This window comes from Rossellomorea pakistanensis (assembly GCF_016908495.1).
GTDB classification, from domain to species: domain Bacteria; phylum Bacillota; class Bacilli; order Bacillales; family Bacillaceae_B; genus Rossellomorea; species Rossellomorea pakistanensis.
Genome location: NZ_JAFBDZ010000001.1, coordinates 1,392,863 through 1,415,649 on the forward strand (window position 1 = coordinate 1,392,863; position 22,787 = coordinate 1,415,649).

Annotated in this window: 16 protein-coding genes and 1 riboswitch; of the genes, 1 reads left to right on the forward strand and 15 read right to left on the reverse strand. The window is 37.2% G+C overall.

Annotated elements, in window-relative coordinates:
- Positions 1-111 precede the first annotated feature (111 nt).
- The 4 genes from JOC86_RS06855 to JOC86_RS06870 form a co-directional block, all read right to left on the reverse strand.
- Positions 112-3,939: a 5'-nucleotidase C-terminal domain-containing protein gene (locus JOC86_RS06855; RefSeq protein WP_205169397.1), complete on the reverse strand. Its 3,828-nt coding sequence runs from the start codon at positions 3,937-3,939 to the stop codon at positions 112-114.
- Positions 3,940-4,581: 642 nt separating this feature from the next.
- Positions 4,582-5,349, reverse strand: a complete 768-nt coding sequence (gene sdhB / locus JOC86_RS06860) for a succinate dehydrogenase iron-sulfur subunit (protein ID WP_205169399.1) — start codon at positions 5,347-5,349, stop codon at positions 4,582-4,584.
- Positions 5,349-7,112 (reverse strand): succinate dehydrogenase flavoprotein subunit, encoded by a 1,764-nt coding sequence (gene sdhA / locus JOC86_RS06865; RefSeq protein WP_205169401.1) that lies wholly within the window; start codon positions 7,110-7,112, stop codon positions 5,349-5,351. The genes sdhB and sdhA overlap by 1 nt, the downstream gene beginning before the upstream one ends.
- Before the next feature lie 69 nt (positions 7,113-7,181).
- Positions 7,182-7,790 (reverse strand): succinate dehydrogenase cytochrome b558 subunit, encoded by a 609-nt coding sequence (locus JOC86_RS06870; protein WP_205169403.1) that lies wholly within the window; start codon positions 7,788-7,790, stop codon positions 7,182-7,184.
- Positions 7,791-8,146: 356 nt separating this feature from the next.
- Between JOC86_RS06870 and JOC86_RS06875 the strand changes: the two genes are divergently transcribed.
- Positions 8,147-8,593: a YslB family protein gene (locus JOC86_RS06875; protein WP_239587408.1), complete on the forward strand. Its 447-nt coding sequence runs from the start codon at positions 8,147-8,149 to the stop codon at positions 8,591-8,593.
- Positions 8,594-8,647: 54 nt separating this feature from the next.
- Here the strand turns inward: JOC86_RS06875 and JOC86_RS06880 are convergent, their stop codons facing one another.
- The 11 genes from JOC86_RS06880 to polX form a co-directional block, all read right to left on the reverse strand.
- Positions 8,648-9,892, reverse strand: coding sequence for an aspartate kinase (locus tag JOC86_RS06880; protein WP_205169405.1), 1,245 nt, complete (start codon positions 9,890-9,892; stop codon positions 8,648-8,650).
- Positions 9,893-10,012: 120 nt separating this feature from the next.
- Positions 10,013-10,198, reverse strand: a riboswitch (Lysine riboswitch).
- 70 nt (positions 10,199-10,268) lie between these two features.
- On the reverse strand, positions 10,269-12,041 hold the full coding sequence (gene uvrC / locus JOC86_RS06885) for an excinuclease ABC subunit UvrC (protein ID WP_205169407.1): 1,773 nt from the start codon (positions 12,039-12,041) through the stop codon (positions 10,269-10,271).
- Positions 12,042-12,260: 219 nt separating this feature from the next.
- On the reverse strand, positions 12,261-12,575 hold the full coding sequence (gene trxA, locus JOC86_RS06890) for a thioredoxin (protein ID WP_205169409.1): 315 nt from the start codon (positions 12,573-12,575) through the stop codon (positions 12,261-12,263).
- Between the two features lie 171 nt (positions 12,576-12,746).
- Positions 12,747-13,727 (reverse strand): electron transfer flavoprotein subunit alpha/FixB family protein, encoded by a 981-nt coding sequence (locus JOC86_RS06895; RefSeq protein ID WP_205169411.1) that lies wholly within the window; start codon positions 13,725-13,727, stop codon positions 12,747-12,749.
- 51 nt (positions 13,728-13,778) lie between these two features.
- On the reverse strand, positions 13,779-14,552 hold the full coding sequence (locus JOC86_RS06900; RefSeq protein WP_205169419.1) for an electron transfer flavoprotein subunit beta/FixA family protein: 774 nt from the start codon (positions 14,550-14,552) through the stop codon (positions 13,779-13,781).
- Between the two features lie 68 nt (positions 14,553-14,620).
- Complete coding sequence (locus JOC86_RS06905) at positions 14,621-15,394, reverse strand: enoyl-CoA hydratase (RefSeq protein ID WP_205169421.1); 774 nt, start codon at positions 15,392-15,394, stop codon at positions 14,621-14,623.
- 25 nt (positions 15,395-15,419) lie between these two features.
- Positions 15,420-16,007, reverse strand: coding sequence for a TetR/AcrR family transcriptional regulator (locus JOC86_RS06910; RefSeq protein WP_205169423.1), 588 nt, complete (start codon positions 16,005-16,007; stop codon positions 15,420-15,422).
- Between the two features lie 144 nt (positions 16,008-16,151).
- Positions 16,152-17,846: a long-chain-fatty-acid--CoA ligase gene (locus JOC86_RS06915; protein ID WP_205169425.1), complete on the reverse strand. Its 1,695-nt coding sequence runs from the start codon at positions 17,844-17,846 to the stop codon at positions 16,152-16,154.
- A 267-nt stretch (positions 17,847-18,113) separates the two neighbouring features.
- A complete protein-coding gene (locus JOC86_RS06920) occupies positions 18,114-18,521 on the reverse strand; it encodes a DUF350 domain-containing protein (RefSeq protein ID WP_205169427.1) in 408 nt (135 codons plus the stop codon).
- A 37-nt stretch (positions 18,522-18,558) separates the two neighbouring features.
- Entirely contained in the window at positions 18,559-20,916 is a 2,358-nt protein-coding gene (locus JOC86_RS06925) for an endonuclease MutS2 (protein ID WP_205169429.1), read from the reverse strand.
- Positions 20,917-20,938: 22 nt separating this feature from the next.
- Positions 20,939-22,660, reverse strand: coding sequence for a DNA polymerase/3'-5' exonuclease PolX (gene polX, locus JOC86_RS06930; protein ID WP_205169431.1), 1,722 nt, complete (start codon positions 22,658-22,660; stop codon positions 20,939-20,941).
- Positions 22,661-22,787 lie beyond the last annotated feature (127 nt).

The following is a 22,787-nucleotide window of genomic DNA, read 5'->3' on the forward strand; positions in this document are numbered from 1 at the left end:
AATGTTTGCACCTGACCACAAAAGTGAATGACTGTTCATTTTACTATTATAAGCTATTCCACGACTAACGAAAAGAAGAAGGTACGAAATAGTACCTTCTTCAAAAGATTATTATGCTGACTTATGATGTTTTTTGTCTTTGTCTTTGTCTTTACAAGGCTTATGACCTTTTTTCTTACCTTTACCCTTTTTATGATCGTCTTGTTTGTCATGTCCCTTTTGTTTACCTGGGTGCGGTCTTTCGCATTTATCTTCCTCTGGTTGTTCTTCATCAGGCTTTTCACCTTCTAGAATTCTATCCTCAACCTGAGGTGAAACAGGACTGTTCATCTCTAGGTATTCTTGTGTCACTTCATAATCAACAAAGAAGAGCTCATTCATTCTGCCTTCATCCTTAGCTTGTTTGAACATGGAGTAACCATCTCCACCATCTGCTACAAAGGCATTTGTTGCAACTGTATACATTTGGTCAAGCTTTATATCTTCGAATCCGTTTTCAGTCTGAACCTGTACTTCAAATACGCGTTCTCCTCCAGGTTGAGAAGGATCGAAGTGGAATTTAAGTCCGGATACTTGCATAAATTGCCCTGCTTGTTCTTCTACTAGAGAAACACTATGCTCTAAAGCTTGTAGAATTTCTTCTCCAGTCAAGTCCAATGTTACTAACGTATTTCCAAATGGCATTACGGTTAAAAGCTCTCCTAATGTGATTTCCCCTTCATCAATAGAAGCACGAATCCCACCACCGTTTTGCATAGCAATTTGGGTTGGGACTGATTTGTTCGCCTTTTCAAGCATCGCATCTGTAATGAGGTTTCCTAAATTTGTTTCTTTCGTACGCACGTCACTTCTCTCACCATTTAATGGTACATTTGTGTGTCCAATAACGGTCTTTTTCATCTCTTCTATGGGCTTATTAAGCTGTGCTAAACGATTGGCCGCCCATTCATCTTGTGGGTAGATAAACTCCCCTGCTTCATTTTTTGCCAGAATATCAATGAGGTTTCCGTTCCACTCAGTGACTACACCTTCTTCATTAAATGAGGCTTGAAGTTTTCCTAGGAATTTTGCATATTCATTCGCTTGAACGATAAGGGTGGGTTCTGCATCAGCATTAGCAACAATAGGCTCATCTAATTTAGTGTGAGAATGTCCTCCTACAATAATATCAATCCCAGAGACACTGTTTGCTAATTCTTGGTCTGCTGTGAATCCAAGGTGAGAAAGAACAATGATATGATTCACCCCTTGCTCCTCTAGTGATGCAATCGTTTCTTCTGTTTTCACTTTAGCATCTTCGAATACAATTTGGTCACTTGGATTCGCTAGGAAAGAGGTATCTTCTGTTGTTAAGCCGATGATTCCTACTTTCTTCCCCTCAACCTCTTTAACAATGGCCGGATAAATTTTCCCTTTTTCTCCTGGTGATCCAATTTCATTTACCGTTAGTGGGTTAAGAACTTGATCTTCTGAAACATTTACATTGGCACTAACAAATGGAAATTCTGCCCCCTCAATAAAATCAGCAAGTGTCTTGCTGTCTTTATCAAATTCATGGTTACCAAAAGTCATAGCATCATATCCAATTTTGTTCATAAACTCTAAATCTGCTTGCCCTAGGTATTTGTTAAAGAATAATGTACCCGAGAATACATCTCCCGCATTTAATAACAATGCATTAGGGTTTTCGGCACGAACAGATTGAATCGCTGTATGCATATGTGGAGCATTCTCTAAATGTGCATGAGTATCATTCGTATGCATAAGTGTTAAGTCTAGGGGCTTATCCTCTGGATTTAAATCAAATTGAACTAATACAGGGTCATGATCACTTGCACGACCGTGTATTTCCATGTAATCAGAATTGATATTAACAATATCCGCTTCCATATTTGGAGCTAAATTATTTGAAACTAGAATATGATCCAATACTTGTGCGTTTCCTTGATAATTATAGGTGTAACGTTCGTTCACAGGTAATGTATCGACAGCATTTGTCAGTAAATCTCCCTTTAAAACTTCTAAAGGCTTAGAATATTGAAAGTCATTTAGATCTCCCATTACAATGACATTTGCATCAGGATTTTTAGATTTTACATCACGAATAAAACCATTGATGACAGTAACAATATCTATTCTTTTTTCTTCACTTTCTAATACTGGAGGCTGAATTTTCCCAAAAAGAGGGGCATCTCCACCTTTTGAATTAAAGTGATTGTTAATGAGAATGATGTCTTCGCCATTAAATACAAACTGAGCTGTTAATGCTTTTCTAGTATCTTCAAAAATAGGATTTTGCGGGTCGATTCTACCAGGGTTAAATGTTAAAGCCCCATTTTCATAGGAAACCGCCTCTGTTGCTGTTCCTTTTGGAGCTTCTTTTAGAGTGACACGATCCGGTTGATAAATGTAGCCAACACGGATGTTTCCGCCTGGAGCTCCACCGTCTTTTTTATCTTCTGGAGCAATATCGGTAAATTCATATGTTGGTCCACCTAAATCTTTAATTTTATCAATTAAAACCTGATAGGATTGGCTAGCATCTGTTGTACCAGTATCTGCTTCACCATCATTATCTTGAACTTCTACAAGTCCAATAATATCAGGAGTCTTTAACTGATTAATAATAGATTGAGCTATTTTCTCCACTTTTTCTGGACTTGTTTGTGAAGAAAAATTCTCAATATTATAGGATGCAACGGACAGCTTGTCCCCAGTCTCTTCTAAAATAGTAGCATTACGTTCAACTGAACTTTCTTCAAGTTTAGGTAAAGTGGCTTCATTCGTTAAAAGCTTAAAATTACTATAACTATAGCTTAATACACCACTAACTTGATTTGTAAAACGGTCTCCCGTTTTGGCTACAAAGTCTTCACCCGCTTCAATAAAAATCCGTTCTGGATTACTATTGTGTTCCTGTAACAACACTCCACCTTTGTCAGTGTAATCTTTCCCTTCCAATAACTCAGGAATAACCGGAACCTCTCCATACTTTTGAGGACCAACAATATATGGACTTTCTAGTGCAATAAGCATTCCTTCTAGACTTTCATAAAAATCTATTCCATCTTCTTTCGGGTCAAATTGCTGAAATTGATCATTATCAATGACTGAAGTAGGATATGTAACATCTTCTCCCACTACAACAGGTTCTGGAAGTTCTTTTTCACTTGTCTTTGTAACAGAGTTTGCTGCAATTTCAGTAAATGTTAAATCTGTTTCAAATCTCTCATAGTAACCTGCCAATACGTATTCTTTTACTTCACCATCGACCTTTATAACGTCCCCAGCTTTTAAGCCATGGTTGCTTTTATAAACCATTAAACCTTCTGAGGTTTTAGGGTTATCATCTGGTGCTAATGATTGAATATAAAATTGACTGCTGCTTTCTACAAATGTAACTATTCCTTCAACTTCTTTAACCTGTTGGCCATTTAATGGTGAATGGTGGCTTTCTCCTTGAATCTCATGAATAGCTGGAGCTACTACTGGATCTGGCTCAGGTTCTGGCTCGCGATCAGTAAAAATCATTTCTGTTGAATTTTTTAAACCAGGCACAGTGAAATATGGTTCAAGATTCCCCGTCACTTGAATTTTTTCACCGATAATATTTGGGTTTGTTTGTAATCCAAAGTCACCTCTAAATGAACTTGGAACCTGGACTGGTAATAGTTTCTCTGGATCTGTTTCATTTGGTGAATCTGCTAATGCTACATTATAATCATTCCCAAACGGGGCATCAAAATCAAATGAAACGGTACCTGATGTATGTGCGACAATATACCCCTCAACTGTTGCCGTACCTTCGTTATTAACAATCGCATCTTCCACTGAAATCACTTCATTTGCAGAAGCGGTTCCAGCAAAAGGAATGACCGTGGATAAAACCATGAAAAATGCAGTTAGGACAGCAAATATCTTTACTTGATTACTCCTCATTCCTTTATCCTCCTAATGAATATTTTTTCCTACAATACATTTTTCTCACATTGCATGACATTTTTCGATGGTTATTTCAAAATTAAGCCAAAAACAGTAATTAATTCCTAAATCGTTTACAAAAGACAGAACATTAGAACTATAAATCTTAATAATAAAATAAATCTTTAGTATGTAGTAAAATTAGTATTGTACTATCTTCTTTACTCATACCTAGAAAAGCGGAAGCGAATCGTTTAGAGGGTGAAAGGCTAAATTCTCCACGTCTTGTGACAATACATTTCTGACTCATATCTTGCGGCAGCTGATAGGTATGGGACGAGTCAAAACGTGGTTTTTTATAGAAAGAGATTAACTTTTTGTTTACTTTAGGTTGAAACTAAGGGATGATAAAAAATTTCTCGTAATGGGGGTATTTTATCGTTGGTTTCTCAAACCAATTTTCAATTTTTTAAATCTAATTTTCAACTTTTGAAGTTTAATTTTTAACTTTAGCGTTTCTATTTTCAACTCCTCCCCCTCTATCGATATCTCGACAAATATTGACAATATTCGTATTCAAAAAAAGAGGTCCGCTTATGGAATGGAACCAAAAAAAGTGTTTGCCCGCTTTGGGCAAACACTTTATAAAAATGATTTCGATTAATCTACCATATGATCGCTTCCAAAGAAGCTCTTGAACATTTGGAAAGTAGTCTCACGGTTTAAAGCTGCGATTGAAGTTGTTAAAGGAATACCTTTTGGACAAGATTGTACACAGTTTTGTGAGTTTCCACAGTTTGCTAGTCCACCGTCTCCCATAATTGACTCTAATCTCTCATCTTTGTTCATCGCTCCTGTCGGATGAGCGTTAAACAAACGAACTTGAGACAATGGTGCAGGACCAATAAATTCTGATTTGCTGTTAACGTTAGGACATGCTTCAAGACAAACACCGCATGTCATACATTTTGAAAGCTCATATGCCCATTGACGTTTCTTCTCTGGCATACGTGGACCTGGACCTAAATCATATGTTCCATCAATTGGGATCCAAGCTTTAACCTTTTTCAACGAATCAAACATACGGCTACGATCCACTTGTAAGTCACGGACTACAGGGAATGTACGCATAGGTTCAAGACGAATAGGCTGTTCCAATTTATCAACAAGTGCTGTACATGATTGACGCGGTTTTCCATTGATAACCATAGAACAAGCTCCACAAACCTCTTCAAGACAGTTCATGTCCCAGTTAATAGGAGTCGTTTTTTCCCCTTTTGCATTAACTGGATTACGGCGTATTTCCATTAGTGCTGAAATAACATTCATATTTGGACGATAATCAAGAACAAATTCTTCTTGATAAGGAGCTTTATCAGGGTGATCTTGACGAGTTATGATAAAACGTACGGTTTTCTTTTCACTCATCATGAATTCCCCCCTTTACTCTTTGTATAGTCACGTTTACGTGGTTTGATTAATGAAATATCAACTTCTTCGTAATGGAACTCTGGTGAATTCGTTTCAGGGTTGTACTTCGCCATTGTTGTTTTTAAGAATTCCTCGTCATTACGATCCGGGAAATCAGGCTTGTAGTGAGCCCCACGGCTTTCATTACGATTCAATGCCCCGATTGTGATTACACGCGCTAATTGAAGCATATTCTGTAGTTGACGTGTAAACATCGCTCCTTGATTGCTCCATTTTTGTGTATCATTCATATTTATGTTTTTATAGCGCTCCATAAGTTCAACAATTTTTTCATCTGTTTGTTTCAGTTTGTCGTTGTAGCGAACTACTGTAACATTATCCGTCATCCATTCGCCTAACTCTTTATGAATAACATACGCATTCTCTGTTCCATTCATTGAAAGAATGCTGTTCCACTTCTCTTCCTCTTGTTTAACATAGCGCTCAAATAAGGAGGATGAAATGTCCTCAACACTCTTCTCAAGACCATTAATATATTTCACTGCATTTGGACCAGCTACCATTCCTCCATAAATAGCAGATAAAAGGGAGTTAGCACCTAAACGGTTTGCTCCATGCTGTGAATAATCACACTCTCCAGCAGCGAATAATCCTGGAATATTGGTCATTTGATCATAATCAACCCATAGTCCGCCCATTGAATAGTGAACGGCAGGGAAGATTTTCATTGGAACTTTACGTGGATCATCACCCATGAATTTCTCATAGATTTCAATGATACCACCTAATTTGATATCCAACTCTTTAGAATCTTTATGTGAAAGGTCTAAATAAACCATGTTTTCACCGTTTATGCCAAGCTTTTGATTGACACATACATCAAAGATTTCACGAGTAGCAATATCACGAGGTACCAAGTTACCATATGCTGGATACTTTTCTTCAAGGAAGTACCATGGTTTACCATCTTTATACGTCCATACTCGTCCACCTTCACCACGAGCGGATTCACTCATCAGACGTAATTTATCGTCTCCAGGGATTGCTGTTGGATGAATCTGAATAAATTCACCATTTGAATAATATGCACCTTGTTGATAAACGATAGAAGCTGCCGAACCTGTATTAATAACAGAGTTTGTAGACTTACCAAATATAATTCCAGGACCACCTGTAGCCATTATAACGGCATCGGCAGGGAATGATTTGATCTCCATAGATTTTAAATCTTGAGCTACAATTCCTCTTGCAATCCCTTCATCATCAATCACTACCCCAAGGAATTCCCATCCTTCATACTTATTCACAAGTCCAGCAACCTCATGACGACGAACTTGTTCATCCAAAGCATAAAGTAATTGTTGCCCTGTCGTTGCTCCCGCGTATGCAGTACGGTGATGCTGTGTTCCACCAAAACGACGGAAATCTAATAGACCTTCAGGTGTACGGTTAAACATAACTCCCATACGGTCCAGTAAATGGATAATTCCAGGTGCCGCTTTTGTCATTGCTTCTACAGGTGGTTGATTTGCTAAGAAATCTCCACCATAAACCGTATCATCTAAATGTTCCCAAGGTGAGTCGCCTTCCCCTTTTGTATTAACAGCTCCGTTAATACCACCTTGAGCACAAACAGAATGGGAACGCTTTACAGGTACAAGAGAGAATAAATCTACCTGCGAACCTGATTCTGCTGCTTTAATTGTGGCCATCAAGCCGGCTAATCCCCCGCCGACTACGATGATTTTGCCCTTACTCATCGTGACTCACTCCTTTTCTTACCAAAGTACCTATAAATATCTATTAAGATATAATAACGAATTAATCTTTTAAACGAACGCAAAAATGGCACGAAGACCAACAAACGAAAGTGCAACAAAAATTCCTAACGTGACATAAGTAGCAATAACCTGTGAACGTGGAGAAACAGTGAATCCCCAGCTAACAAGGAAGGACCATAATCCATTGGCAAAGTGAAAGATAGTTGAAATCACTCCAACAATGTAAAAGCCGAGCATTAATGGATTCGATAAAATATTCTCCATCATCTGATAATTAACTTCAGCACCAAATGCTGCAGCTACTCTTGTTTCCCACACATGCCAAGTGATAAAGATCAATGTGATTACACCTGAGATACGTTGAAGCAAGAACATCCAATTACGGAAGTAACCAAACTTAGATGCGTTGTTCTTAGCAGTAAAAGCTATGTAAAGCCCATAAAGTGCATGGAACAACAAAGGTAGAAAGATTACAAAAGTTTCTAAAACGATCCTAAAAGGTAAACTTTCCATAAAATGAGCAGCATTATTAAATGCCTCTTCCCCGCGTGTTGCAAAATGGTTCACGACTAAGTGCTGGATTAAAAAAATTCCGACTGGAATAACACCTAGTAATGAATGAAGCCTGCGATAATTAAATTCACGATTTCCAGCCATGATTTACCCCCCTTAATGATGAAAACTATAAGGTCCTCTAATTGAATATGTATCGATTACATTAGCTAACCTTTGCAATTTTCATATTGTAACAATTATATGACATGTTCATTTTACTCCCAAGTAGTAGAAGCGTCAAGAAAACGTATTCATTAAAATTGACATATTGAAAAACTATTTTAAATTTAATTACTAGTATATTTACTGACTAAATACAGGCTATTATGGTATCCTCCAATCATAAACTTATTATTAAAATTATATCACCAAAATATGCCATAAAAACTTCGGACAATTGACAGTTAATTTTTAGTGATAAGACGTATATAATAGTGTAATAGAAAGAAGGGATTAAATTGGAAATACAGAACGAAAAAGCCGAACAAGAACAACAGACCGTTCCGGTTTTCGCCTACGAGCTCCTACGAGACATTTTCATGCCTGAAGTTTTAGGGAAGCACACCCCGGATGTTCTTTATTGGGGAGGCAAAACCATTGCAAGAAAATTCCCCCTTATGTCACAGGAAGAGATCATTTCCTTTTTTCAAGAAGCAGCCTGGGGAGATTTATCACTTATTGAACAAAAAAGAAATGAAGCGACTTTTGAACTCTCTGGTGAACTTGTCTCCCGTAGACTTGAAATAAAATCAGATATAAGTTTTAAGCTTGAAGCAGGCTTCCTAGCGGAACAACTTCAAAATCAGAAAAAAGTGTTAGCGGAAGCTACGGATGAATTACATAAGCGCAGCAAAACTATTAAAATATTAGTTCGTTGGGATCAAAAAGAGTCTATTTTAGAATAGACCTAATGAACGAGAATGGATCCAACTCTAAACTTTGGATCCATTCTTTTTTCACTATTTAATATAAATCTCCTCAGGTGTTGCTACTTGATCTAATTGAAATGTTTCATGTAACACTTGAGCAGCGTTCACCATTTTATCCTCATCAATTACCACTGAGACCTTGATTTCAGAGGTACTCACCATTTTAATAATGATGTCATTACTAGCTAATACATCAAACATCTGAGCAGCTACCCCAGGGTTAGAGATCATTCCTGAGCCTACAATAGACACTTTAGCAAGGCGACTCTCATGCTCAATATGTGTGAATCCCAGTTCCTCCCTGTATTTCTCTAAGACCTCTAAAGCATCCTGTAAGTCTTGATGTTTAATAGAAAATGATAAATTGGTATGGTTAGCTTCAGATTGACTTTGTATAATGATATCAACATTTATATGATGCCTTGCAAGTTTAGAAAAGATGGATGACATGCTTGTCATTGGATTCTTAATTCCAAATACCGTCATTCGTGTAATTTCATCTTCAAAGGCAACCCCTCTAACAATTAGACCTTGTTCCATTGTAATTTCCTCCTCAATAATCGTTCCTTTATCCTTTTGCAAACTAGAACGGACCTCTAGTGGGATATGATAATTTTTGGCAAATTCTACTGCTCTCGGATGTAATACTCCTGCACCTAAATTAGCTAGCTCAAGCATTTCATCATAGGATACAGATTCTAATTTTCTTGCACGTTTGACGTAACGAGGATCTGAAGTATAGACACCATCTACATCTGTATATATCTCACAACGATCTGCACTAAGGGCAGCTGCCAATGCAACCGCCGTCGTATCAGAGCCTCCCCGTCCTAACGTTGTAACTTCTCTGGCTTCTGTAATTCCTTGGAATCCTGCAACCACGACAATGCGATGGTTATGTAAATCATTTTCAATTTTCGCCGGGTCGATATGCACAATTCTAGCATTTCCATGATGAGGTTCTGTTTGAATTCCAGCCTGCCCACCTGTATAGGAAATAGCTTCATATCCTTTTTCTATTAAAGCCATTGTTAATAGGGAAATGGTCACCTGCTCACCAGTTGTTAACAACATATCCATTTCTCTTTTCGTTGGATTTTCTGTGATCTCTTTTGCCAGATTAACCAACGAATCCGTTGTTTTCCCCATTGCTGAAACGACAACTACGACATGATTTCCTTTTTCCTTCTCTTCCACTACACGATTTGCAACATTTTGAATTCTCTCAACAGATCCAACCGAAGTTCCGCCAAACTTTTGTACGATAATACCCACTGTTTCGCCCTCTTTTCTGCATAGTGTTGCTATTACTCACAATAAATAATAAAAAAAGCAATGAGAATTTCTATCTCATTGCTTGTGATAAACGTATATATAAACATACGAAGGACCACATTGTGAGATAGCTCTCCAAGATGAAGAAATCTCATCTTGACAATTCTACACCTCTTAAAATGTAGAACCAGCAATAACAATTATGAGTTTGTTATTACTTCGGCGATCCTTCCCTTTCAAAGCTCTTCTTTAGAGCTCATACTCTTCAAAGCTTTTACTCTTGAAGTTCGCGCCTCTATCACCACTTTGTAACTCTAAAGTGATAATTTTTATAAAATTTCATTTATTATAGCACATAAAAATTAGGGCAACAACATTATTTTTGCAAATGATTCCATAAAATTTTCGCTACCTTTTTAGGCAACCCTAGGTTAATAAGCTCATCTAAACTAGATTCTTTCATTTTTTTAATTGAACCGAAGTGCTTCAATAGCTGTTTCTTCCGTTTGGGTCCAATACCTTCAATATCATCTAAGGTGGATTGGAAGGCACTTTTCCCACGTAGCTGGCGATGAAAAGTAATGGCGAAGCGATGAACTTCATCCTGAATTCTTTGTAACAAATAAAATTCTTGACTTCTTCTCTCAAGAGGCACAATTTCAAGAGGATTTCCATAAAGAAGCTGTGAAGTTTGGTGTTTTTCATCCTTTGCAAGTCCTGCAAGAGGAATATCTAGTGATAGCTCGTTTTCAAGAACATCACGCGCAGATTCAATTTGCCCCTTCCCTCCATCAATAAGAATTAGGTCAGGAAGTGGAAGGTTATCTTTTAAAACTCTTGTATAACGTCGTCTGATTACTTCTCTCATGGATTCATAATCATCAGGGCCCTGAACGGTTTTAATTTTATATTTCCTATATTCTTTTTTAGCCGATTTCCCGTCAATAAAGACGACCATAGCAGAAACTGGATTTGTCCCTTGTATATTTGAATTGTCAAAGGCTTCAATTCTAAGCGGCGGGTAAATACCCAATGCGTCCCCTAAACGTTCCACCGCTTTAATGGTTCGGTCTTCATCTCTTTCAATAAGGGCAAACTTTTCTTTTAATGCAATAGCGGCATTTTTTTCTGCTAAACGAACAAGATCTTTTTTTCGTCCTTTTTGTGGTTGGTAAACTTTCGTTTGAAGGAGCCCAAATACGAGTTCACTGTTCACCTTCTCGGGTAGGTAGATCTCCTTCGGCTTAAAGTGGTTTGCCTTTGAATAAAATTGACCTATAAACGTGAGGAACTCTTCTTCTGGCTGATCATAAATCGGAAACATAGAAACATCACGTTCAATTAGTTTCCCTTGTCTCACAAAAAATACTTGAACACACATCCAACCCTTATCAAAAGCATAACCAAAAATATCTCGATCTGTGAAATCGGTCATTGTCATTTTCTGCTTTTCCATCGTCGCTTCAATGTGCTGAATCTGATCGCGCAGTTCCTTTGCTCTCTCGAATTCTAAACTCTCAGCTGCTTCCTTCATTTTTTCTGTCAATTCTTTTTTAATTTCCTTATAGCCTCCATTAAGGAAGCTCGCTATTTGATCAGTCATTTCTTTATACGTTTCTTCTTTAACTTCTTTTACACAAGGTGCAAGACATTGACCCATATGATAATATAGGCAAACTCGATCTGGAAGCGTTGTACATTTTCTTAAGGGATAGAGTCGGTCAAGCAATTTCTTCGTTTCGTTTGCCGCTCCTACATTCGGATAAGGTCCAAAATATTTTCCTTTATCTTTTTTCACCTTTCTGGTTGTAATTAATCTCGGATGTTTTTCTGCAGTTAATTTAATAAACGGATATGTTTTATCGTCTTTCAACATGACATTATACTTTGGATCATGTTTTTTGATTAAGTTCATTTCAAGAATCAAAGCTTCTATATCTGACGAAGTGACAATATATTCAAAGTCCTTGATTTCTCCCACAAGTCTCTGGGTCTTCCCATCATGAGATCCAGTAAAATAAGAGCGTACACGGTTTTTTAATACTTTTGCCTTTCCTACATAAATAATCGTTCCCTGACGATCCTTCATTATATAGCAACCTGGTTGATCAGGCAGAATGGCAAGTTTGTGAGATATATTCTCATTCATGTTTTTTCACCCCCCACAATCAATATACTTGTTTTTTCATTCAGATAATATAGAACGTTTATGTGTTAAGCCATAATAGGATATTTTGTTGGATATTACTTTGAATTCTATTATACAATAAAACCTCTTAGTAATTTATATTAGTCCATCATTGGGATCAACTAGAGTCTTTCAATTCAAAAAAACTGACCCAAGCAGGTCAGTTTTTTAAAAGGAAGCTTATGCATGTTTAGTTAATAACTCTGCTAAAGCTTCTTTTGGTTGGAAGCCAATTACTTTATCTACTACTTCTCCATCCTTTAAAACGATAAGAGTTGGGATACTCATCACTCCGTATTTACCAGCTGTTTCTTGATTTTCATCAACATCGACTTTAACGATTTTTACTTTGTCGCCCATTTCAGAGTCTAGTTCTTCAAGGACAGGTGCAATCATTTTACAAGGTCCACACCATGGTGCCCAGAAATCTGCAAGGACTAAGCCTGAGCTAGTCTCATTAGAAAAATTTTGATCAGTTGCATTTGTTATAGCCATATGAAAAAACCTCCAATTATCTTTCTAGATTATCGTCAGTATATCACCGAATATCTGCCGATGCGAATAATTTGCTCAATGCTAATTTACCCTCATCTGTTTTATCTATTCAAAGTATGAAAACAATAGAAAGGAGTTGCCCAGTTTTGGGGCAACCCCTCTATGTTTTCCTTATGAAGATGTAACTTTTAATTTTTTGAATTCTTCCGTAAGCATTGGCACGACTTCGAATAAATCACCTACTATACCATAATCAGCTACATTGAAAATATTAGCTTCTGGATCTTTATTGATCGCTACGATTACTTTTGAATTGGACATTCCAGCTAAATGCTGAATAGCCCCAGAGATACCGCAAGCAATATACAGATCAGGCGTTACTACTTTACCTGTTTGACCAATTTGCAGGGAATAATCACAGTAATCAGCATCACAAGCTCCACGTGATGCACCAACGGCCCCACCTAAGACATCCGCTAGTTCTTGTAAAGGATTAAATCCTTCTGTACTCTTAACTCCGCGTCCACCTGCAATAATAACTTTGGCTTCTGAAAGATCTACCCCTTCACTTGCTTTTCTTACTACTTCTTTAATAATTGTACGTAAATCTTTAATGTCAACTGATAAGGAAGACACATCTCCGCTCTTAGAATCGTCCTTTTCTAAAGCAGCAATATTATTTGGACGAATTGTCGCAAAAATGACTCCATCGGTTACAATTTTCTTCTCGAATGCCTTACCTGAATAGATTGGACGAGTAAAAACAAGATTCCCTCCAGCCTCTTCAATCGATGTTGAATCTGAGATTAATCCAGTGCTTAATTTACTTGCAATTCTCGGAGATAGATCTTTTCCAAGTGCTGTATGACCAAAAATAATTCCTTCAGGATTCTCTTGTTCTACAATCGCCATAAACGCTTGTGAGAAACCATCAGATGTGTACTGCTCAAGTTTATCATCTTCCACAACGACAACTCGATCAGCACCATATTGTATAAGCTCTTCTCCTAAAGCGCTTACAGTTTTTCCTATTAAAACACCGACTACTTCTCCACCCTCGGCTATCGTCTTTCCAGCGGCTACTGCTTCAAAAGATACATTACGTAAAGAACCATCACGTACTTCTCCAAGTACTAACACTTTTCTGCTCATGTTTGATTACCCCCTGAATGATTTTTGTGTTTTCCGATCAAAAGCTAAAGGTTAAACGACTTTTGCTTCTGTATGGAGAAGTTTCACAAGTTCTTTAACTTGATCGTCTAATTCTCCTTCTAACACTTTCCCCGCTTCTTTTTTCGGTGGCAAGAAAATTTCGATTGTCTTTGTTTTTGCTTCTACATCGTCTTCATCTAAATCGATATCATCAATTTCAATTTCATCTAATGGTTTTTTCTTCGCTTTCATAATTCCTGGTAGTGATGGATAGCGAGGCTCGTTCAACCCTTGTTGTGCTGTTACAAGAAGTGGTAAAGTCGTTTCAATCACTTCAGAATCCCCTTCAACATCACGGACAACCGTTACCTTATCGCCATCAATATCTAATTTTGTAATCGTAGTGATATAAGGAATATCTAATTGCTCTGCAACCCTTGGACCAACTTGACCAGATCCACCATCAATGGCTACATTCCCTGCTAAAATCAAATCTACTTCTTTATCTTTTAAATATTCCCCAAGAATTTTCGCTGTTGTAAACTGGTCGCCGTTTTCCACATCCTCTTCCGTGTTTATTAATACGGCTTTATCCGCTCCCATTGCGAGGGCTGTGCGTAATTGCTTTTCACTTTCCTCATTTCCAATCGTTAAAACGGTTACTTCTCCACCATGTGCGTCACGTACTTGGATCGCCTCTTCAATGGCATATTCATCGTATGGATTGATGATGAATTCTGCTCCGTCCTCACTGATTTGTCCGCCTGAAATCGAGATTCTTTCTTCTGTATCGAAAGTTCTTTTCATAAGTACATAGATGTTCATTCTATTCCCTCCCAAAAGTTAAAACTTTCACTTGTTTATAAATATTGAAAAAATTCTGTTCAAAAAAATTACTTCCCTTTAAAGTTTGGAGTCCGTTTTTCGATAAAAGCTCCAATCCCTTCTTGCCCATCCTCTGATTGGAATACCTCTCCAAAAAGTTCTGCTTCTTTCAAGACGCCTTCATAAAAACGATCGTCTTTTGAATAGCTTAATAGTTTAAGAGCAGCTTTCATAGCTACTGGACTTTTTTTAGAAATTTTATGAGCCATTTCCTTCGCCTTAACAAACAGCTCTTCGTCTGGGTATGCTTTATTTGCTAAACCATATTGAACAGCTTCTGTCCCCGTAATAGGTTCACTAGTTAAAAGCATTTCAGCTGCTTTTGGTGTTCCTACAAGTTTTGGTAGTCGTTGTGTACCTGCAAATCCTGGAATTAATCCAAGCTGTAATTCCGGTAGACCAAGCTTTGCATTCTTACTAACTAGGCGAATATGGCAACCCATTGCTAGCTCTAACCCACCGCCAAGTGCGGCACCATGAATAGCTGCAATAATTGGTTTTGAGAAGTTTTCCATCCTTTCAAATAGATCTTGTCCTCTTTTTGAAAGTGCAGAAAATTCATCTCCATTTTTAACTGTAGTGAATTCTTTGATGTCCGCTCCTGCGGAGAAGAATCTTCCTTCGCCTTGAAGAAGAAGCACTCTTGCATCTTTATTCTCTTCCAATTCATTTAATATCTCAGAGAGTTCGAGAATTAAATCACTGGCAAGTGCATTAGCAGGCGGTCGTTGAATCATTATACACGCCACATGCTCTTCAAGGTCCCATGTTAAATACTTCATCCATTCATCCCCTTCTGAAGTTGTTTTACCTTTTGCCACCACATCCGTTTATTAATAATTGATGTATGGCAGATGATTGTGCAACCAGGTCATACTTTTGATCATTCATCACCCAGGTTGTCACCATCTCGTCTAATGTTCCAAAAATCATTTGACGTGTCAACCTAACATCCAAATCTGGGTCAAATTCGTTCGTCTCTATCCCGTAGTAAAGAATTTGATCAACAAGGTGAAGATACCCCTTTAATACCTCATTGATTTTTAAACGAATCTCTTTATTAGACTGACGTAATTCCAATTGGGTAACAATCGCCAAATGAGAATCCTCTGACAAGATTCTACAATGATTTTCAATCATCACTAATAACTTCTCTGCCGCTGTCGATTTTCCTGCAATAACTTCTTCATTTTTTTCAACAAAATATCCCATTTTCTCTCTAAACAGTGAGATTAAGATATCTTCTTTATTTTTAAAATATAAATAAATGGTTCCATCAGCTACTCCAGCTTGTTTGGCTATTTTCGAAACTTGAGCCTGATGATAGCCGTTCTCCGCTATGACAATCACGGCAGCGTCAATGATTTGCTTGTATTTTGGTTTATTTCTTTTCATTATAGTTCCATCCTTTAAATGTGGTGAATGACCATTCATTCATATTTACATATTAAAAGGAGTTAGAATGGTTGTCAAGAAATATATAGCTTGTCTGAATTTGATTCAAAAAGAAAGAACAAGAGAAACTCTCTACTTTTAAGTTTAGACTAACTTTTCGTTTTCTTCAAATTTCTTCTTTTCCTCTTCAACAAGTGCTCTCCTTAAGATTTTTCCAACAGCTGTCTTCGGTAATTCTTTTCTGAATTCATATACTCTCGGAACCTTATATGCAGCCAAATGTTTTCTAGCAAACACATCAAGCTTTTCCTCTGTTAAAGTAGATCCCTCTTTTAATACCACATAGGCTTTTACTGTTTCTCCACGATATGGATCTGGAACTCCCGCAGCCACAACCTCTTGAATGTCAGAGTGTTCGTAAAGAACTTCTTCAATTTCTCGTGGATAAATGTTAAATCCACCCGCGATGATCATATCCTTTTTACGATCTACTACATAGAAATATCCTTTTTCATCCATATACCCTAAATCCCCTGTCAGTAACCAACCGTTTTTCACAGTTTCAGCCGTTTCTTCTGGGCGATTCCAATACCCTTTCATTACCTGAGGACCTCTAGCCGCAATTTCCCCAATTTCATTAGGGGGAAGTGGCTCTCCCGTCTCTAAGGATAATATCGCTGATTCAGTGTCTGGCCATGGAACACCTATACTTCCTTTTACTCTTTCTTTATCCCATAAAAAGTTAGAATGTGTCACAGGGGAAGACTCTGTTAATCCATAACCTTCGACTAGCTTTCCTCCTGTTACTTCTTCAAACTTTTGTTGAACTTCAACAGGTAAAGGTGCTGATCCACTAATACATGAATCAATCGATGAAAGGTTATATTTTCGTAAATTAGGATGATTTAATAAACCGATATAAATAGTCGGAGCCCCAGGAAATAAGGTAGGTTTCTGTTTATCTATGGTTTTTAGAGTCGTTTCAGGGTCGAACTTCGGCAATAAAACCATTTTGTATCCCTGCATGACAGATAATATTAGTACAGTTGTCATTCCATACACATGGAAAAATGGTAGTAAACCGAGAATCACTTCCTCTCCTTTTTTACATTTATAAAGCCATGCATCACACATGGATGCGTTAGCAACAAGATTTTTATGAGTTAGCATAACTCCTTTCGGAAACCCAGTTGTGCCACCTGTATACTGAAGTAAGGCTAAGTCTTCCTCAAAATCAACCTCTAGTTCGATCGGTTTATCACTTGATGTGGACATAATATCAGTAAATAAATGATATTTGTCACATGGGGTTACTTTTACAACAATCCCATATTGTTTCTTCTGAATAAAAGGATAAATTAGGTTTTTAGGAAAAGGAAGCACATCCTTGATAGCGGTTACAATCACATGTTTTAAATCTGTATTATCCATAACCTTTGTTACTCTTGGAAACAATATATCAAGAGTAAGGATAACTTTTGCACCTGAGTCTTTCATTTGGTATTCAATTTCTCTCTCCATATAAAGTGGATTGGTTTGAACGACTACACCACCAGCGTAGAGGACACCATAGTAACCAATAACCGACTGTGGTGTATTAGGCAGCATAATCGCAACCCGATCTCCCTTTTCAATTCCAATCTTTTTCAAATAATTAGCAAACTTTAAAGCGGACTGATGGACTTCTTTGTACGTTATTTCTTTCCCCATAAAGTGTATAGCCACTTTATTCTCGTATAATTCAGCAGACTTTGTTAAATAATTTTGAACAGGAACCGATTCATAATCTAAGTTGGCAGGAATTTCTTGAGGATATTGATCAACCCATAATCTCTCCACATCTTTCCCCCCTTGATTAATTTTTAGAAAATTAAAACTCTTATCTTATTATATTATAAGCATTGAGTCCTTACAATTTGTTATTATTGCTAAGAATATTTTATTTCGACAAAACTTAGTTATTAAATTCCCAAAATAAAATAAGGGCTGATTATTAAAATCAGCCCTTAGCATCATGTGAGAAATACCATATAAATGACTCCAATGAGTAAAAATCCTCCGCATAAAAACAATAATATTTTAGCTAGTGTTTCCATTATTCTCTCCTCAAGATATTCCTGCTCCAATTACGTATGAAAGCCCTACTGAAATAACAAGGGAAATGAAACCAACAGCCCTGTTATCACGTTCAATCTCTTCATCTATTTTAAACTTCGGAGTCAAGAATTCATAAATAAAGTAGCCAATTAATAATAAAACAAATCCAAAAATCCCCCAACCAATTGTTGTTAACAAACTGTCATTTTCAGAAATAGCATGCCTGAAAATGTTTGCAATTCCAAAGATTTTCCCACCTGTCGCCATAGCAACAGCAATATTTCCTTTTTTAATCTCTTCCCAATTACGATATTTCGTTACAAGTTCGAAGACGGACAAAAATAGAATAAGAAATAATATAACGACACTATAGTTTCCAGCTGTTTGGACAAACTCATTTTCCCAAAAGTTTCCCATAAATTCATTTGACTCCTCTTAAAATGGTTTTCAATCGTTACTTAAATTCTACCACAGTTACTCCGCTCCCGCCTTCTCCTGCTTCACCGAAACGAATTTTCTTAACGGAACGATGGTTTTTCAAGTATTCTTGAACACCTTGTCTCAATGCTCCTGTTCCTTTTCCGTGAATAATGGAAACTCTAGGGTAGCCAGCTAGAGTAGCATCATCCAAGTATTTCTCTACTTTTGACAGGGCACTTTCAAATCTTTCTCCGCGAAGATCAAGTTCAAGTCCAACATGGTAGTCCTTCCCTTTTACTGTTGCTAGTGGCTTTGTTTCTACTTTTTGTTGAGACTGAATAAATTCCAAGTCTTTTTCTTTCACTTTCATTTTCATGATCCCCATTTGTACTTGCCATTCCGAATTTGATACCTTCTCAACGAGATGACCCTTCTGGTCAAAAGTTAGAACTTTCACTTCATCACCTGGCTTCAGTTGCTGATTACTCGTTTTCGCTTTTGTTTTTGTTCGTGACTTTTCTAATGTTGGTGCTGCACTTTCCATTCTCTTCTTTGCATCAATTAATTCATGCTCTTTAATATCTACGTTTTTCTCTAATCTCATTTTTCGCAGATCACGAATAATTCCTTCCGCTTCAGCTTTTGCCTTTTCTACCACATCACTTGCTTTGCGTTCAGCCTTTTCATACATGCTGTCTCTTTTATCATAATATTCCATCATCTGCTTTTGCATATCTTTTTGAAACTTCTCAGCTTGTTTTAATAGCTCATTTGCTTCTAAACGTTCCTTCTCTGCATCACGTTTGCTTTGTTCCAAAGAAGCTATCATATTTTCGACTTCTTTACTATCTGTTCCAATATGTGCTTTCGCTCTCTCAATAACTTTATCTTTCAGCCCTAATCGTTTCGATATTTCAAAGGCATTACTTCGTCCAGGCACACCGATTAAAAGCTTATATGTAGGACTCAATGTTTCCACATTAAACTCTACACTTGCATTTACTACGCCCTCACGATTATATCCATACGCTTTAAGCTCTGGATAATGGGTCGTTGCTATTACTCTTGCACCTCTTAAATGAACTTCATCCAATATAGAAATTGCGAGTGCCGCACCTTCTTGTGGATCGGTTCCAGCACCTAGTTCATCAAATAAGACGAGACTTTCATGATCGACTTTTTCGAGAATCCCCACGATGTTCACCATATGGGAAGAAAAGGTACTTAAACTTTGTTCAATAGATTGCTCATCTCCAATATCGGCATAAATCGACTGGAACACTGCTACTTCTGAACCATCAAGTGATGGAATTTGCAAGCCTGATTGTGCCATTAGTGTTGATAATCCAACCGTTTTTAATGTAACCGTTTTCCCCCCTGTATTCGGTCCTGTTATCACAATCGATGAGAAATCTTTCCCTAATTCAATATCATTCGCCACCGCTTCTTCCATTGGCAAAAGTGGATGCCTTGCCTTATTAAGCTTAATATAACCTTTGTCATTCATTAAAGGTTTTGTTCCTTTGATGGATTTACCAAACTTCGCTTTCGTGAACATAAAGTCGATATCTGCCATAATGCTAACAATGGTTTGTAATTCAGTTCCTGATTCATTAATTTCTTGTGTAAGCTCAAAAAGGATTCTTTCGATTTCATCTTGCTCTTTTAAGCGTAGCTCTCTCAATTGATTATTAAGAGTGACAATGGCTTCCGGTTCAATAAATAATGTTTGTCCCGATGAAGATTGATCATGAATAATCCCACCATAATGTCCTCGATATTCTTGCTTAACAGGAATCACATATCGTTCATTACGAATTGTAATGATGGCATCTGAAAGCATCTTCTGTGCGTTGTTCGACCTGATCGTTCTTTCTAACTTTTCTCTTACTCTATTTTCATTTGCTCTAAGTGAGCTTCGTATTTGGCGTAATGTTTCACTAGCAGAATCTAGTATCTCCCCATTTTCGTCTACAACATGTTTAATTCGATGTTCTAATGGGGTCAACACAGCCATTTGATTTGTTTTTAATTCAAGGATAGGCAATTCTATTTCATTTTCTATCATTTCTTCGATAAAAAGAGTAAATTTCCTGCTAGCATGAATGGTGCTTGCAATTTGAACAAACTCCATCGGGCTAAGGATTCCACCAATTTCAGCTCTCTTAATATGTGGTCTAATATTATGAATCCCTGCCAAAGGGGCATGTCCTTTTAACCTCAAAACCTTTGCAGCCTCATCTGTTTCATTCTGCATCTCAATAATTTCATCTAAAGAAGTTGATGGTGATACTTCATCGACTCTTGTTTTACCAAGCGATGAAGCCGTATATTGATGTAATTGTTCTTTTATTTTATCAAACTCCAATGTTCTTAATGCTTTCTCATTCATGGAGTACTTCCTCCTCTTACATCTACCGCTCATTCCTTTTTAGGAACGAAAGTAGTTCATCTGTTTCATAACTATTGATCACCGTATCTTTTCTAATCCAGCCTTTCTTTGCTGTCCCAACACCTATTCCCATAAACTCTAAGTGACTAGTACTATGTGCATCTGTATTAATGACAATTTTGACGCCACGTTCCTGTGCCTCATAAATATGGTCTGCAGATAAATCAAGTCGATTAGGGTTGGCATTCAATTCTAGGGCCGTGTTTGTATCTTTCGCTAATTCTATTAGCAAATCAATATCTACGTCATAGCCATCTCTTCGTCCAATAATACGACCTGTAGGGTGTGCAATAATATCCACATGCGCATTTGTAAGAGCTTTCTTTAACCTCTCCATAATTTTTTCTCTTGGCTGTGAGAAGCTCGAATGAATGGATGCAATGACTAGATCAAGCTTTGATAGAACCTCGTCATCATAATCTAATTCACCGTTAGGTAGAATGTCCATCTCGATTCCAGATAGGACCTCAATATCGTCATATTTTTCATTCCATTTTTTAATTTCATCATGCTGTTGAAGGAGTCTTTCTTTCGTCAAACCATTAGCGACACGTAAATATTGTGAATGGTCTGTAATAGCCATGTATTTATAGCCTTTCCTTCTACAAGCTTCGATCATTTCTTCAATCGAATTTGCACCGTCTGACCATGTAGAGTGCATATGAAGATCTCCTTTAATATCAGACAAAGAAATTATATTATCCCTACTATTAAAATGATCGACCTCTGTTCCATCTTCTCGAAGTTCAGGTGGAATCCAAGCCAATTCGAAGTGACCGTAAAATTCTTCCTCGGTTTCAAAAGTAATCATCTCACCGGTTTCAATTATTTCTACACCATATTCACTAATCTTTTCGCCTCTATCCTTAGCGAGCTGTCTCATTCTAACATTATGATCTTTAGAACCGGTAAAATGATGTAGAGCAGTAGCAAATTCGTCACGCTTCACAAGCCTAAAATCGACAGAAACTTCCCAATCGTAATCAAATATTAAGGAAACCTTAGTATCACCAGAAGCGATGGCTTCTTTGATTCGAGGTAATTTGAGAAGTTGTTCTTTCACCATTAAGGGGTCTTTGACGGAAAGGATAAAATCTAAATCTTTGACCGTTTCTCTCATTCGCCTTAAGCTTCCAGCTCGAGAACTATCTATTATGCCTTCCATTTTTACTAATTGTTTTTCAATTTCTTCTGCAATTGGAAGCATATACGCCAATGGAAGTCTCTCCGGTCTTGATCCAACATTTTCAATCGCATAAAGGATTTTCTCTTCTGTTTTCTTTCCAAAACCTGCCAGTATCTGAACTTTTCCTTCAATACAGACCTTTTTTAAATCCTCTATATCTTCAACGCCTAATTCTTTATAAAGCTTTGCAATTTTTTTACCTCCTAGCCCTGGAAGCTTAAGTAATGGAATTAATCCATTGGGAACTTCTTGTTGAAGATCCTTTAAGACAGAGGATGTGCCTTCTTTAATGAATTCTTCAATAACAGCCGCAGTTCCCTTTCCAATTCCGTTCAATGAGGTAAAGTTATCGATTTCAGATAAACTTCGATCATCATTTTCTAGTGCTGCTGCCGCTTTTCGAAAAGCGGATATTTTAAAGGAATTTTCCCCTTTTAGTTCCATATAAATAGCAATTTGTTCAAGTAATTTTATGATATCCTTTTTATTAGCTTTCATTATGATCACCTACAATATATATGTACTATTATTCAAGACGTCACCAATAATAATACTATCAGATTACATAAATAATTGAAAAACTTTAGAGGGAAAGAGTTAGTTTTAAGGAGGCCGTCAAGGCTTT

Excerpts from the sequence above, each read along its gene's own strand:
- polX (WP_205169431.1), bottom strand. The coding sequence starts at position 22,660 with ATGAAAGCTAATAAAAAGGATATCATAAAATTACTTGAACAAATTGCT.
- JOC86_RS06905 (WP_205169421.1), bottom strand. The coding sequence starts at position 15,394 with ATGAAGTATTTAACATGGGACCTTGAAGAGCATGTGGCGTGTATAATG.
- JOC86_RS06855 (WP_205169397.1), bottom strand. The coding sequence starts at position 3,939 with ATGAGGAGTAATCAAGTAAAGATATTTGCTGTCCTAACTGCATTTTTC.
- sdhA (WP_205169401.1), bottom strand. The coding sequence starts at position 7,112 with ATGAGTAAGGGCAAAATCATCGTAGTCGGCGGGGGATTAGCCGGCTTG.
- JOC86_RS06870 (WP_205169403.1), bottom strand. The coding sequence starts at position 7,790 with ATGGCTGGAAATCGTGAATTTAATTATCGCAGGCTTCATTCATTACTA.
- sdhB (WP_205169399.1), bottom strand. The coding sequence starts at position 5,349 with ATGAGTGAAAAGAAAACCGTACGTTTTATCATAACTCGTCAAGATCAC.
- JOC86_RS06900 (WP_205169419.1), bottom strand. The coding sequence starts at position 14,552 with ATGAACATCTATGTACTTATGAAAAGAACTTTCGATACAGAAGAAAGA.
- JOC86_RS06920 (WP_205169427.1), bottom strand. The coding sequence starts at position 18,521 with ATGGGAAACTTTTGGGAAAATGAGTTTGTCCAAACAGCTGGAAACTAT.
- JOC86_RS06895 (WP_205169411.1), bottom strand. The coding sequence starts at position 13,727 with ATGAGCAGAAAAGTGTTAGTACTTGGAGAAGTACGTGATGGTTCTTTA.
- trxA (WP_205169409.1), bottom strand. The coding sequence starts at position 12,575 with ATGGCTATAACAAATGCAACTGATCAAAATTTTTCTAATGAGACTAGC.
- JOC86_RS06910 (WP_205169423.1), bottom strand. The coding sequence starts at position 16,007 with ATGAAAAGAAATAAACCAAAATACAAGCAAATCATTGACGCTGCCGTG.
- uvrC (WP_205169407.1), bottom strand. The coding sequence starts at position 12,041 with ATGAATGAGAATATATCTCACAAACTTGCCATTCTGCCTGATCAACCA.
- JOC86_RS06925 (WP_205169429.1), bottom strand. The coding sequence starts at position 20,916 with ATGAATGAGAAAGCATTAAGAACATTGGAGTTTGATAAAATAAAAGAA.